Source organism: Pseudomonas sp. GW456-E7, from assembly GCF_059424105.1.
On record NZ_JBWKZB010000031.1, the window covers coordinates 47,183 to 61,260 of the forward strand.

The 14,078-nt window shown below is 61.8% G+C and carries 12 protein-coding genes; 8 read left to right on the top strand and 4 right to left on the bottom strand.

Annotated elements, in window-relative coordinates:
- Nucleotides 1–524 precede the first annotated feature (524 nt).
- A complete protein-coding gene (locus AC07YV_RS19480; protein ID WP_102700712.1) occupies nt 525–1,565 on the bottom strand; it encodes a threonine aldolase family protein in 1,041 nt (346 codons plus the stop codon).
- A 132-nt stretch (nt 1,566–1,697) separates the two neighbouring features.
- On the opposite strand from AC07YV_RS19480, the gene AC07YV_RS19485 reads away from it, so the two are divergent.
- The 8 genes from AC07YV_RS19485 to fdhA all read left to right on the top strand — a co-directional run bounded on the left by AC07YV_RS19485 (nt 1,698) and on the right by fdhA (nt 11,781).
- Nucleotides 1,698–2,438 (top strand): TraX family protein, encoded by a 741-nt coding sequence (locus tag AC07YV_RS19485; RefSeq protein ID WP_494990345.1) that lies wholly within the window; start codon nt 1,698–1,700, stop codon nt 2,436–2,438.
- A 283-nt stretch (nt 2,439–2,721) separates the two neighbouring features.
- Nucleotides 2,722–3,975, top strand: coding sequence for a serine hydroxymethyltransferase (gene glyA / locus AC07YV_RS19490; protein ID WP_015097125.1), 1,254 nt, complete (start codon nt 2,722–2,724; stop codon nt 3,973–3,975).
- 23 nt (nt 3,976–3,998) lie between these two features.
- A complete protein-coding gene (locus AC07YV_RS19495; protein ID WP_102700713.1) occupies nt 3,999–5,249 on the top strand; it encodes a sarcosine oxidase subunit beta in 1,251 nt (416 codons plus the stop codon).
- Nucleotides 5,250–5,264: 15 nt separating this feature from the next.
- Nucleotides 5,265–5,594, top strand: coding sequence for a sarcosine oxidase subunit delta (locus tag AC07YV_RS19500; RefSeq protein WP_007980417.1), 330 nt, complete (start codon nt 5,265–5,267; stop codon nt 5,592–5,594).
- On the top strand, nt 5,591–8,608 hold the full coding sequence (locus AC07YV_RS19505) for a sarcosine oxidase subunit alpha (RefSeq protein WP_102700714.1): 3,018 nt from the start codon (nt 5,591–5,593) through the stop codon (nt 8,606–8,608). The genes AC07YV_RS19500 and AC07YV_RS19505 overlap by 4 nt, the downstream gene beginning before the upstream one ends.
- A gap of 165 nt (nt 8,609–8,773) precedes the next feature.
- Nucleotides 8,774–9,406, top strand: a complete 633-nt coding sequence (locus AC07YV_RS19510; protein WP_102700715.1) for a sarcosine oxidase subunit gamma — start codon at nt 8,774–8,776, stop codon at nt 9,404–9,406.
- Between the two features lie 156 nt (nt 9,407–9,562).
- Entirely contained in the window at nt 9,563–10,420 is an 858-nt protein-coding gene (gene purU / locus AC07YV_RS19515; protein WP_015097122.1) for a formyltetrahydrofolate deformylase, read from the top strand.
- A gap of 161 nt (nt 10,421–10,581) precedes the next feature.
- Nucleotides 10,582–11,781, top strand: a complete 1,200-nt coding sequence (fdhA, locus tag AC07YV_RS19520) for a formaldehyde dehydrogenase, glutathione-independent (RefSeq protein ID WP_007980407.1) — start codon at nt 10,582–10,584, stop codon at nt 11,779–11,781.
- A 114-nt stretch (nt 11,782–11,895) separates the two neighbouring features.
- Here fdhA and AC07YV_RS19525 read toward each other — a convergent pair whose 3' ends face one another.
- The 3 genes from AC07YV_RS19525 to AC07YV_RS19535 are packed head-to-tail and all read right to left on the bottom strand — an operon-like array spanning nt 11,896 to nt 13,841.
- On the bottom strand, nt 11,896–12,570 hold the full coding sequence (locus AC07YV_RS19525; RefSeq protein ID WP_102700716.1) for an anti-sigma factor: 675 nt from the start codon (nt 12,568–12,570) through the stop codon (nt 11,896–11,898).
- Complete coding sequence (locus tag AC07YV_RS19530; protein WP_102700741.1) at nt 12,567–13,193, bottom strand: RNA polymerase sigma factor; 627 nt, start codon at nt 13,191–13,193, stop codon at nt 12,567–12,569. The genes AC07YV_RS19525 and AC07YV_RS19530 overlap by 4 nt, the downstream gene beginning before the upstream one ends.
- 54 nt (nt 13,194–13,247) lie before the next feature.
- Complete coding sequence (locus AC07YV_RS19535; protein WP_102700717.1) at nt 13,248–13,841, bottom strand: fasciclin domain-containing protein; 594 nt, start codon at nt 13,839–13,841, stop codon at nt 13,248–13,250.
- Nucleotides 13,842–14,078 lie beyond the last annotated feature (237 nt).

Below are 14,078 nucleotides of genomic sequence, written 5' to 3' on the forward strand. Positions count from 1 at the left end.
AATCCGCAGCGACTGCGGCAAGTGGAGGCCATTGTGGCGAGGCGCAAAGCACCTCGTCACAAAGGATAAGGGTGTAAATCAAGTCGTTATCAATCGATGATGTGGGCTGTCGGAGCCATCAGTTTTTCTTCAGTAGTACAGCGTTATTTCGAACCCGTTAATTTCATCCCCCGCGTATTCTTTGTGCCTGATCTGGAACTCGTTAAACCTAATTTTAACGGTGTCGCCGATGTGGGCATATTTGTGAACTTCCTCCCAGCTGACTAAAACGGGAGCAGAAGGGCTTTTGGAGTCGCTTTTCAGGAGTTGGACCAAGGTTTTATCTTTCATTTGGATTGCGCTCTCTGGAACTCGGTTTTCCTATCGAATGTTCGACAGGCCATAGTTCCTGAAATACTGCGAAGAATCATTTTCAGGTCGGCAAAACCTACACTGGCGAAATCCAGATCTGGAACTGTAAGAAATACCAGGGCCGACAAACGGCAGGCGAAACTCTGTAGCGCCCGCCGCTGGCAGTAGCAATTTCAGGCGCTCATCACTTCACGAATGTCTTTCGCCAGCTCGCGCACGCGCGCTTCTTCGGTATCCCACGAGCACATGAAGCGTGCGCCGCCGTTGCCGATGAAGGTGTAGAAACGCCAGCCCCTGGCGGTCAGGGCAGCGATGGCCGGTTCCGAGAGTTGCAGGAACACGCCGTTGGCCTGCACCGGGAACATCAGCTCCACGCCAGGAATGTCGCTGACCAGTTCGGCCAGCAATTGCGCGCAGCGGTTGGCGTGGTTGGCGTATTTGAGCCAGGCGTCGTTTTCCAGAATGCCGACCCAGGGTGCCGACAGGAAGCGCATCTTTGAAGCCAGCTGCCCGGCCTGTTTGCAGCGGTAATCGAAGTCTTCGGCGAGTTTGTGGTTGAAGAACAGAATCGCCTCGCCCACTGCCATGCCGTTCTTGGTGCCGCCGAAGCACAGCACGTCGACGCCGGCCTTCCAGGTCAGGTCGGCCGGGGAGCAGCCGAGGAATGCGCAGGCGTTGGAGAAGCGTGCGCCGTCCATGTGCAGGTTCAGGCCCAGCTCCTTGCAGGTGGCGCTGATGGCGCGGATTTCGTCCGGGGTGTAGACGCTGCCGACTTCGGTGGCCTGGGTCAGGGTCACCACGCGAGGTTTCGGGTAGTGGATGTCCTGGCGCTTGAGCGCGACCTCGCGGATCGATTCCGGGGTCAGCTTGCCGTTTTCAGTGCGGGCGATCAGCAGTTTGGAGCCGTTGGAAAAAAACTCCGGGGCGCCGCATTCGTCGGTTTCGACGTGAGCGGTTTCCGAGCAGATCACGCTGTGGTAACTCTGGCACAGCGAGGACAGCGCCAGCGAGTTGGCGGCGGTGCCGTTGAAGGCGAAAAACACTTCGCAGTCGGTTTCGAACAGTTTGCGGAAATCGTCGGACGCGCGGGCGGTCCATTCGTCGTCACCGTAGGCGCGCTGGTGGCCGTGGTTGGCCTGTTCCATGGCCGCCCAGGCTTCAGGGCAGATGCCGGAATAGTTGTCGCTGGCGAATTGTTGGCTCTTGTCGGTCATGGCCTGCTTCCGTGGTCGAGATGCCTATGGTGAAGCGTCCCGTGGTCAATGAGGGTGCGCTCTGTACCCAAGATCGTCAGGTGGAGCGCACAGGATGTCGCTGTGGGGAAAATACAGTGTCGAAGGGCAATTATGCACGTGATCATGCACAAGACCATGCACTTGAAGCAGCGCGACGGGGCACTGGATATGCTCAAGTGGCTGGCGCTTTTGAGCATGCTGCTCGATCACCTGCGATATGTCGGTTATTCCGCCGATTGGTTGTATGTGCCGGGGCGCCTGGCGTTTCCGTGGTTCTGCCTGGCGATGGCGGCCAATCTGGCGCGCGAGCGGACAACGACGACCGGTGGCCAGTGGCGCTATCTGGGGTGGTTGTTGCTGTTTAGCGCGGTGAGTGAAGTTCCCTACCGGATGTTCATTCCCCATCCCGACACCTTGAACGTGCTGCCCACCCTTGCCCTGGGCTTGCTGGTGGTTCGTGGCTGGCAGCAGCCAGGGCTTGCATCGCGGCTGCTGGCAGCGGGCGCATTGGTGCTGGCGGGTATTTTCTCAGAGCGACTGATGTTCGGTTTCTTTGGCGTGTTGTTGCCGTGGGTGATGCTGCTGGTGTTTCGACGACCTTGGTATTTCGGGCTGTTGGCCGGGTTGGTCTGTGTGGCGGCCAATCAATGGCAGGTGCTGTATCACGCGGCACGGCTGGGCAACCACGCGGCCATTCCGGCCATCGCCGCTTGTCTGATTGCGCCATGGCTCGGACTGTTCTTGTTGCGACACGTCCATGACGTAAAACCACCCCCGATGCGCCGCTGGGCGTATGCGCTCTATCCCCTGCATTTCCTGGTGTTGCTCGCAGTGCGACAGGCCATCGCCTGACCTGTGGGAGCGAGCTTGCTCGCGATGGCGGCGGGTCAGTCGACATCAATGTTGAATGTGATGCCGCTATCGCGAGCAAGCTCGCTCCCACAGGGGATCTGCGCTGGATCGACGGTCGTGTTTGGCCTGCCATTTCTTCCCATGTCGTAAACGCACCTTTGCGTGGCGCCCGTAGGCATTTGACGACTCCAAGCCAGTCATACCATCGCTACCAAAGGGCACTGCCGAAAAGCCAGTGCCTCACCGAGACGAATGGCGCACCGCCGCCGCTGGGAGAGACGCGATGTTCAGCAAGCAAGACCAGATCCAGGGTTACGACGATGCACTGCTGGCGGCGATGAATGCCGAGGAGCAACGTCAGGAAGATCACATCGAGCTGATCGCGTCGGAGAACTACACCAGCAAGCGCGTGATGCAGGCCCAGGGCAGCGGCCTGACCAACAAATACGCCGAAGGTTACCCGGGCAAGCGCTACTACGGTGGCTGCGAGCACGTCGACAAGGTCGAGGCCCTGGCCATCGAGCGCGCCAAGCAACTGTTCGGCGCCGATTACGCCAACGTCCAGCCGCACTCCGGTTCCTCGGCCAACAGCGCCGTATACCTGGCCCTGCTGCAAGCCGGCGACACCATCCTCGGCATGAGCCTGGCCCACGGCGGTCACCTGACCCACGGCGCCAAAGTGTCGTCCTCGGGCAAGCTGTACAACGCCGTGCAGTACGGCATCGACACCAAGACCGGTCTGATCGACTACGACGAAGTCGAGCGCCTGGCCGTCGAGTGCAAGCCGAAGATGATCGTTGCCGGCTTCTCGGCCTACTCCAAGACCCTCGACTTCCCGCGCTTCCGCCAGATCGCCGACAAGGTCGGTGCGCTGCTGTTCGTCGACATGGCTCACGTTGCCGGTCTGGTCGCTGCCGGTCTGTACCCGAACCCGCTGCCGTACGCCGACGTGGTCACCACCACCACCCACAAGACCCTGCGCGGTCCGCGTGGTGGCCTGATCCTGGCCAAGTCCAACGAAGAAATCGAGAAGAAGCTCAACGCGGCAGTTTTCCCGGGTGCCCAGGGCGGCCCGCTGATGCACGTGATCGCCGGTAAGGCGGTGTGCTTCAAGGAAGCGCTGGAGCCCGGCTTCAAGGCTTACCAGCAACAAGTGATCGACAACGCCCAGGCCATGGCCGGCGTGTTTATCAAACGCGGCTACGATGTAGTGTCCGGCGGTACCGACAACCACCTGTTCCTGGTCAGCCTGATCCGTCAGGGCCTGACTGGCAAGGACGCGGATGCCGCCCTCGGTCGCGCCCATATCACTGTGAACAAGAACGCTGTGCCGAACGATCCGCAGTCGCCGTTCGTGACCTCCGGCCTGCGCATCGGCACCCCGGCGGTGACCACGCGCGGCTTCAAGGTGGCCCAGTGCGTCACGTTGGCCGGCTGGATCTGCGACATCCTCGACAACCTCGGCGATGCCGATGTCGAGGCCAATGTCGCCGAGCAAGTGGCAGCCCTGTGCGCGGACTTCCCGGTTTATCGCTGAGTGCGGTTTTGGAGTAAATGACTATGCAACGCTACTCGGGCTTCGGCCTCTTCAAACACTCTCTCAGCCACCATGAAAACTGGCAGCGCATGTGGCGCACACCGACCCCGAAAAAGGTCTACGACGTGGTCATCGTCGGCGGTGGCGGGCATGGCCTGGCCACGGCTTACTACCTGGCCAAGGAACACGGCATCACCAACGTGGCCGTGGTCGAGAAAGGCTGGCTGGGCGGCGGTAACACCGCGCGCAACACCACCATCGTGCGCTCCAACTACCTGTGGGACGAGTCGGCCCACCTGTACGAACACGCGATGAAACTGTGGGAAGGCCTGTCCCAGGACCTGAACTACAACGTGATGTTCTCCCAGCGCGGCGTCTACAACCTGTGCCACACCCTGCAGGACATCCGTGATTCCGAGCGTCGGGTCAGCGCCAACCGCCTCAATGGCGTGGACGGCGAATTGCTCGATGCCAAGCAAGTGGCCAACGAGATCCCGTACCTCGACTGCTCGAAAAACACTCGCTACCCGGTAATGGGTGCAACCGTCCAGCGTCGCGGCGGCGTGGCCCGTCACGATGCCGTGGCCTGGGGCTTTGCCCGGGCCGCCGACGCCCTTGGCGTGGACCTGATCCAGCAGACCGAAGTGATCGGTTTCCGCAAGGAAAACGGCGTGTGCATCGGCGTGGAAACCAACAAGGGCTTCATCGGCGCCAAGCGCGTCGGCGTGGTGACTGCCGGTAACTCCGGGCACATGGCCAAGCTCGCCGGTTTCCGCCTGCCGATCGAATCCCACCCGCTGCAAGCGCTGGTGTCCGAGCCGATCAAGCCGATTATCGACAGCGTGATCATGTCCAACGCCGTGCACGGTTACATCAGTCAGTCCGACAAGGGCGACCTGGTGATCGGCGCCGGTATCGACGGCTACAACGGCTACGGCCAGCGTGGTTCGTACCCGGTGATCGAGCACACCATCCAGGCCATCGTCGAGATGTTCCCGGTGCTGTCGCGTGTGCGCATGAACCGTCAGTGGGGCGGCATCGTCGACACCACCCCGGATGCCTGCCCGATCATCTCGAAAACCCCGGTACCGAACATGTTCTTCAACTGCGGTTGGGGCACCGGCGGCTTCAAGGCCACACCGGGCTCGGGCAACGTGTTTGCCGCAAGCCTGGCCAAGGGTGAAATGCACCCGTTGGCCGCACCTTTCTCCATCGACCGTTTCCACAACGGTGCGCTGATTGACGAACACGGCGCTGCTGCCGTCGCCCACTAACAGGAGAAATTTCCTATGTTGCATATCTTCTGTCCTCACTGCGGCGAACTGCGCTCCGAAGAGGAATTCCATGCATCCGGCCAGGCGCACATCCCGCGTCCTCTGGACCCGAACAGCTGCACCGACGAGGAGTGGGGCGACTACATGTTCTTCCGCGACAACCCGCGCGGTCTGCACCACGAGCTGTGGGATCACGTTGCCGGTTGCCGTCAGTACTTCAACGTCACCCGCGACACCGTGACCTACGAGATTCTCGAAACCTACAAGATCGGCACCAAGCCACAATTCACCGACAAGACCGATAGCCCGAAAGCGGCCAGTACGGCTCTGGGAGAGAAGGTATGAGCCAGATCAATCGCCTGTCCAACGGCGGACGGATCGACCGCAACAAAGTCTTGAGCTTCACCTTCAACGGCCAGAACTACAAAGGCTTCGAAGGCGACTCCCTGGCCGCTGCACTGCTGGCCAACGGCGTCGACATCATCGGTCGCAGCTTCAAGTATTCCCGTCCGCGCGGCATCTTCGCCGCCGGTGCCGAAGAGCCGAACGCGGTGCTGCAGATCGGCGCCACCGAAGCCACGCAGATCCCGAACGTGCGCGCCACGCAACAGGCGCTGTATCAAGGCCTGGTCGCCACCAGCACCAACGGCTGGCCGAGCGTGAACAACGACATGATGGGGATTCTCGGCAAGGTCGGCGGCAAGCTGATGCCGCCGGGTTTCTACTACAAAACCTTCATGTACCCGCAATCGTTCTGGATGACCTACGAGAAATACATCCGTAAGGCCGCTGGTCTTGGCCGCTCGCCGACCGAGAACGATCCGGACACCTACGACTACATGAACCAGCACTGCGACGTGCTGATCGTGGGCGCTGGCCCTGCCGGCCTGGCGGCTGCACTGGCGGCTGCGCGCAGCGGTGCCCGTGTGATTCTGGCTGACGAACAGGAAGAGTTCGGCGGCAGCCTGCTCGACTCCCGCGAAAGCCTCGACGGCAAGCCCGCGACCGAGTGGGTCGCCAGCGTCATCGACGAACTGAAGAACACCCCGGACGTGCTGCTGTTGCCGCGCGCCACCGTCAATGGCTATCACGACCACAACTTCCTGACCATTCACGAGCGCCTGACCGATCACCTCGGCGACCGCGCACCGATTGGCCAGGTGCGTCAGCGCATCCACCGGGTCCGTGCCAAGCGTGTGGTGCTGGCGACCGGCGCTCACGAGCGTCCACTGGTCTACGGCAACAACGACGTGCCGGGCAACATGCTCGCCGGCGCCATCTCGACCTACGTGCGTCGTTACGGTGTGGCACCGGGCAAGAAGCTGGTGCTGTCGACCAACAACGACCACGCCTACCGCGTTGCCCTGGACTGGCTCGATGCCAGCCTGCAAGTGGTGGCCATCGCCGACGCCCGCAGCAACCCGCGTGGTGCGCTGGTGGAAGAGGCGCGTGCCAAAGGCATCCGCATTCTCACCGGCAGCGCCGTGATCGAGGCCCGTGGCAGCAAGCGCGTGACCGCTGCCCGTGTGGCCGCCATCGACGTCAAGGCCCACGCCGTGACCAGTCCTGGCGAATGGCTTGAATGCGACGTGGTGGCCAGTTCCGGTGGTTACAGCCCGGTGGTCCACCTGGCTTCGCACCTGGGTGGCAAGCCGATCTGGCGCGAAGACATCCTCGGTTTCGTACCGGGTGAGGCACCGCAGAAGCGTGTATGTGTCGGTGGCATCAACGGTGTCTTCGGCCTTGGCGATTCCCTGGCTGACGGTTTTGAAGGTGGCGCCCGCGCCGCTGCCGAAGCCGGGTTCCAGACGATTGAAGGTGTGTTGCCAAAAGCCCTGAGCCGTCTCGAAGAGCCGACCCTGGCGCTGTTCCAGGTGCCCCATGAAAAGAACACCGCACGGGCGCCGAAGCAATTCGTCGACCTGCAAAACGACGTCACCGCTGCCGCCATCGAACTGGCGACCCGCGAGGGCTTCGAATCGGTCGAGCACGTCAAGCGCTACACCGCACTGGGCTTCGGCACCGATCAGGGCAAGCTCGGCAACGTCAACGGCCTGGCCATCGCTGCCCGCTCGCTGAACGTGACCATCCCGCAGATGGGCACCACCATGTTCCGTCCGAACTACACGCCGGTGACTTTCGGCGCCGTGGCCGGTCGTCACTGTGGGCACATCTTCGAGCCGGTGCGTTACACCGCGCTGCATCAATGGCACCTGAAAAACGGCGCCGAGTTCGAAGACGTCGGCCAGTGGAAACGTCCGTGGTACTTCCCGAAATCCGGTGAAGACCTGCACGCCGCGGTCAAGCGCGAATGCAAAGCCGTGCGCGACAGCGTCGGTCTGCTCGATGCTTCGACCCTGGGCAAGATCGATATCCAGGGCCCGGATGCGCGCGAGTTCCTCAACCGCGTCTACACCAACGCCTGGACCAAGCTCGACGTGGGCAAGGCGCGCTACGGCCTGATGTGCAAAGAAGACGGCATGGTGTTCGACGACGGCGTGACGGCCTGCCTGGCCGACAACCATTTCGTCATGACCACCACCACCGGCGGCGCGGCTCGTGTGCTGCAGTGGCTGGAGCTGTACCACCAGACCGAATGGCCGGACATGAAGGTGTACTTCACCTCCGTCACCGACCACTGGGCAACCATGACCCTGTCCGGGCCGAACAGCCGCAAGCTGCTCAGCGAAGTCACCGACATCGACTTGAGCAGCGAAGCCTTCCCGTTCATGACCTGGAAAGAAGGCCTGGTCGGCGGTGTGCCGGCGAGGGTGTTCCGGATTTCGTTTACCGGTGAGCTGTCGTACGAAGTCAACGTGCAAGCCGACTACGCCATGGGCGTGCTGGAAAAAATCGTCGACGCCGGCAAGAAGTACAACCTGACACCGTACGGCACCGAAACCATGCACGTGCTGCGGGCCGAGAAGGGTTTCATCATCGTCGGTCAGGACACTGACAGCTCGATGACCCCGGACGACCTGAACATGGGCTGGTGTGTCGGTCGCACCAAGCCGTTCTCGTGGATCGGCTGGCGTGGCATGAACCGTGAAGACTGTGTGCGTGATCAGCGCAAACAGCTGGTTGGCCTGAAGCCGATCGATCCGACCAAATGGCTGCCGGAAGGTGCGCAACTGGTGTTCAACACCAAGCAAGCCATCCCGATGACCATGGTGGGGCACGTGACTTCCAGCTACCTGCACAACTCCCTGGGCTATTCGTTTGCCATGGGCGTGGTCAAGGGCGGGTTGCAGCGGATGGGCGAGCGAGTGTTCGCACCGCTGGCCGACGGCAGCGTGATCGAGGCGGAAATCGTTTCTTCGGTGTTCTTCGATCCTAAGGGTGAACGCCAGAACGTTTGATGGCTTCAAGACTTGTGAGTGGGCAATGACACCGAGTCGGCCCATTCGCGAGCAAGCCCGCTCCCACAGGGGAATGCGGTCGAATGTGGGAGCGGGCTTGCTCGCGAAGGCGGCGGAGCAGCCACCACAAGGGCCGGAACCAACAGAATTCAGAACAGGTGCTTTATGACCGCAGCCAATGTTTACCAACAACGCCCAACCTCCGGGGCCAAGGCCGAGTCGTCGTTGCATCATGCCGACCTCGCCAGCCTGGTGGGCAAGGGTCGCAAGAACGCCGGCGTGACCGTGCGTGAGAAAAAACTCCTCGGCCACCTGACCATTCGTGGCGACGGCCACGATGCCGCGTTCGCCGCCGGTGTGCACAAGGCCCTGGGCATCGAATTGCCGGGCGCACTGACCGTCATCGTCAAAGGCGAAACCAGCCTGCAGTGGATGGGGCCGGATGAATGGCTGCTGATCGTGCCGAGCGGTGAAGAGCTTGCCGCCGAGCAGAAACTGCGTGAAGCACTGGGCGATCTGCACATTGCAATCGTCAACGTCAGCGGCGGCCAGCAACTCCTCGAACTGAGCGGCCCGAACGTGCGTCAGGTGCTGATGAAGTCCACTAGCTACGACGTGCACCCGAACAACTTCCCGGTGGGCAAAGCGGTCGGCACGGTGTTCGCCAAGTCGCAACTGATGATCCGTCACACCGCCGAAGACACCTGGGAACTGCTGATTCGTCGCAGCTTCTCGGACTACTGGTGGCTGTGGTTGCAGGATGCTTCTGCCGAATACGGGCTGAGCGTGCAAGCCTGATCACCACCTTCCTCTGTGGGAGCGAGCCTGCTCGCGATGGACTTGAGAGCGACGCGTTAAATCAGGAAGTACGCGTCATCGTTGACGTCCATCGCGAGCAGGCTCGCTCCCACAGATGGGTGCTTTGTTTACAGATCTCACAGGAGTCACCGCACCATGAGCCGCGCCCCAGACACATGGATTCTGACCGCCGACTGCCCCAGTGTCCTCGGCACCGTGGACGCGGTGACCCGCTTTCTGTTCGAGCAGGGCTGCTACGTCACCGAGCACCATTCCTTCGATGACCGGCTCTCGGGCCGTTTCTTCATTCGCGTGGAATTCCGTCAACCCGACGGCTTCGACGAGCAATCATTCCGCGCGGGGCTCGCCGAGCGCGGTGAAGCCTTTGGCATGATCTTCGAACTGACTGAACCGAACTACCGGCCGAAAGTGGTGATCATGGTCTCCAAGGCCGATCACTGCCTCAACGATTTGCTTTATCGCCAGCGCATCGGCCAATTGTCGATGGACGTGGCCGCGGTGGTCTCCAACCACCCGGACCTCAAGCCACTGGCTGACTGGCACCAGATTCCGTACTACCACTTCCCGCTGGACCCGAACGACAAGCCGTCGCAAGAGCGTCAGGTGTGGCAGGTGATCGAAGAGTCCGGTGCCGAACTGGTGATCCTTGCGCGCTACATGCAAGTGCTGTCGCCGGAGTTGTGCCGCAAGCTCGATGGCAAGGCGATCAACATCCACCACTCCCTGCTGCCGGGTTTCAAGGGCGCCAAGCCCTATCACCAGGCCTACAACAAGGGGGTGAAGCTGGTGGGCGCCACGGCGCATTACATCAACAACGACCTTGATGAAGGCCCGATCATTGCCCAGGGCGTCGAGGCAGTGGACCACAGCCATTACCCGGAAGACTTGATCGCCAAGGGGCGGGATATCGAAGGGCTGACGCTGGCGCGGGCGGTGGGTTATCACATTGAGCGTCGCGTGTTTTTGAATGCCAACAGGACGGTGGTCCTGTAGCGATTTCGATATCGCCAAGATCGCAGCCTTCGGCAGCTCCTACAGGGGTATGCGGTCATTGTAGGAGCTGCCGAAGGCTGCGATCTTTTGATTTACCGAGCACTTAACGCGCTGCCTGCCTGGGCGACGCGGTTCCATAAAAACAACAGCGAGGTGAAAGCATGTCTGGCAATCGTGGTGTGGTGTATCTCGGCGCTGGCAAGGTCGAAGTACAGAAGATTGACTATCCGAAAATGCAGGACCCGCGCGGTCGCAAGATCGAGCACGGGGTCATTCTCAAAGTGGTTTCCACCAACATCTGTGGTTCCGACCAGCACATGGTGCGCGGGCGTACCACGGCGCAAACCGGCCTTGTGTTGGGCCACGAAATCACTGGCGAAGTGATCGAGAAGGGCAGTGACGTCGAGAACCTGAAAATCGGCGACCTGGTGTCCGTACCGTTCAACGTGGCTTGCGGGCGCTGCCGTTCCTGCAAGGAAATGCACACCGGCGTGTGCCTGAGCGTCAACCCGGCCCGCCCGGGCGGTGCCTACGGTTATGTCGACATGGGCGACTGGACCGGCGGCCAGGCGGAATACGCCATGGTGCCGTACGCCGACTTCAACCTGCTGAAACTGCCGGATCGCGACCGGGCCATGGAAAAAATCCGTGACCTGACCTGCCTCTCCGACATCCTGCCGACCGGTTACCACGGTGCCGTGACTGCCGGCGTTGGCCCGGGCAGCACTGTGTACATCGCCGGTGCCGGTCCGGTCGGTCTGGCGGCGGCCGCATCCGCTCGCCTGCTGGGCGCGGCGGTGGTGATCATCGGTGACGTCAACACCGTTCGCCTGGCCCATGCCAAGGCCCAGGGCTTCGAGATTGCCGACCTGTCCCTGGACACGCCGCTGCACGAACAGATCGCCGCACTGCTGGGCGAACCGGAAGTGGATTGCGCCATCGACGCCGTCGGCTTCGAAGCCCGTGGCCATGGCCATGACGGCGTGAAACACGAAGCCCCGGCCACCGTGCTCAACTCGCTGATGGGCGTGGTGCGTGTGGCCGGCAAGATCGGCATTCCCGGCCTCTACGTGACCGAAGACCCGGGTGCTGTCGACGCTGCCGCGAAAATGGGCAGCCTGAGCATCCGCTTCGGGCTGGGCTGGGCCAAGTCCCACAGCTTCCACACCGGCCAGACCCCGGTCATGAAGTACAACCGCGCGCTCATGCAAGCGATCATGTGGGACCGTATCAACATCGCCGAAGTGGTGGGCGTTCAGGTGATCAGCCTGGACCAGGCTCCGCAGGGTTATGGCGAGTTTGATGCGGGCGTGCCGAAGAAGTTTGTGATCGATCCGCACAAGATGTTCAGCGCGGCGTAAGTTTTCACGCAAAATGAAACGGCGACCTTCAGGTCGCCGTTTTTTTAGGGGCAAAAGATCGCAGCCTGCGGCAGCTCCTACAGGGGAACGTATTGATCTTTTGATCTTCTGCTTTCACGTTGCCGCCAACGCCCCTTGGTACAGCACCGGCCCTGTCGGTTGCCCGGTCGGCGAGCCGCCCTTCGGTTCAAGGCTGACCGCCAGCGCAATCGGCTTGCCGATCAGCGCTATCTGCGTCTCGCTCAATTCGACTTTGCCTTTGCCGTTCGGCGGAACCACGCCGAGGGAAATCGGCTTGCCGTCCGCCGGTATCGCCCACAGTTCCAGGCTGCGATCCGGCCCGATGGCGGCCAACGCCAGTGGCTCGACTTGCAGGTAATCCTCGTGGACCAGCACGCGCAACGCCGGTTGCGCGTCGGCGCTCACCAGCGTGGCGCTGTAGCGGGCGTCGTCGGGGAGGTAGAGCACACCGAGCGTCACTGCGACCAGCAGCGAGAAAGCCGCCGCCGTCACTCGCAGCCAATTCCAGAACGGACGCTTCTCTGGCACGTGCAGCACTTGTGGTTCGATCCGCGCGGTAATGCCTTGCCAGACGCGGTCCGGCACCGGCTGCTCCGGCAGGGCATCGGTCAGGCTGACCAGGCTTTCCTGCCACTGTGCCAGTTCTGCGCGCAAGGCCGCATCTTCCAGCAACAGCTGTTCGAAACGCCGGCGCGCGGTGGCAGGCATCAGGCCGATGGCATAGTCGGCGGCGAGGGCGCGGCGCAGGGTCGGGGTTCGATAGTTCATGATTCAAGGCACCTGCGCAGGCGTTCCATGCCGCGGCGGATCCAGGACTTCACCGAGCCCAGCGGTGCGGCCAGGTGTTCGGCCAGTTCGGAACACGACAGTCCCTGGAAATAGGCGACGGTAATCGACTGGCGCTGCATGCCTTCGAGGCTGTCCAGGCAACGGTTCAAGGCGCTGGCTTCGCGGGCACTGTCCAGTTGCTCGTGGGCCGATGGGCTTTCATCCACGAGTCTCTGTTCTTCGAGATCGCTCAATGGCCGATCGCGGTGTTTGCGCAACTGGTCGATGGCCTGGTGACGGGTGATGTTGATCATCCAGGTCAACGGCGCCGACAGGTGCGCTTCGTAGCGTGATGCATTGTTCCAGATGCGCACGAAACTCTCTTGCAGCACCTCTTCGGCCAAGTCCGGACGACCCATGAAGCGCAGCGCTACCCCGTGCAGGCGCGGGCCGACGCTGCGGTATAGCGTCTCGAAGGCGCGGCGGTCACCCAGTGAACACTGGGCCAGCAATTGCCTGAGCTGATCGGCGTCGGCGATGGGAATGGCGGTTCTCCCGGAAAGCGGGTCAGGGGGCCGGTTGCAGGCAGAGGTTAGTTCACGGCGTGCAGTTGTTCCATTCACGGCGAACACCTCGGGCGGACCGCCGCCCCCGATGTGCGAGGGCGGCGGCACGGCTCAGCTTTTCGGCATCAGCACTTTGTCGATGACCTGAATGACCCCATTGGACTGGTACACGTCGTAGGTGGTGATGTCAGCGACGTCGCCCTTTTCATCCTTGATGGTGATGTTGTGCGGACCGTTCATCATGACCCACAGTTTGCCGCCGGCCACCGTGGTCAGTTCGGCCTTGCCGCCGCCTGCCCTGATTTTCTCGGACAGGGTCATCATGTCGAGTTTCCCGGCGACCACGTGGTAGGTGAGGAGGTGGGTCAGCGTGGCCTTGTTGGCCGGCTTGAGCAGGGTGTCGACGGTGCCCGCGGGCAGGGCGGTGAAGGCCGAATTGACCGGGGCGAACACGGTGAACGGGCCTTTGCCCTTGAGGGTGTCAACCAGGCCGGCGGCTTTTACAGCGGCGACCAGGGTGGTGTGATCGGCGGAGTTCACTGCGTTATCGATGATGTCCTTGCTTGGCAGCATGGTCTGGCCGCCGACCGTGACGGTGTCGCGGCCCATGTCCGCCGCTTGCACGGTGTTCAGGACGAGTCCGCCACCAAGGGCCAGGGTCAGCAGGCTGGCAATCAATGGCGTTTTGATCGAAGTGCGTTTCATGGTGATGATCCTTGTGATGAGAATCGGCCAGGGGTGTCTGTCCGTGCTTGATATACGCAGGCAGGGTGGAATTGGATGCAGTGGATCGCTATTTGCCACGACACCGACCCTGTAGGAGCTGCCGGAGGCTGCGATCTTTTGATCCTGGCGATATTGAATTTGCCAAAGATCAAGATCAAAAGATCGCAGCCTCCGGCAGCTCCTACAGGGTCGGGAACAATCCTTGAAGGCGTCAGT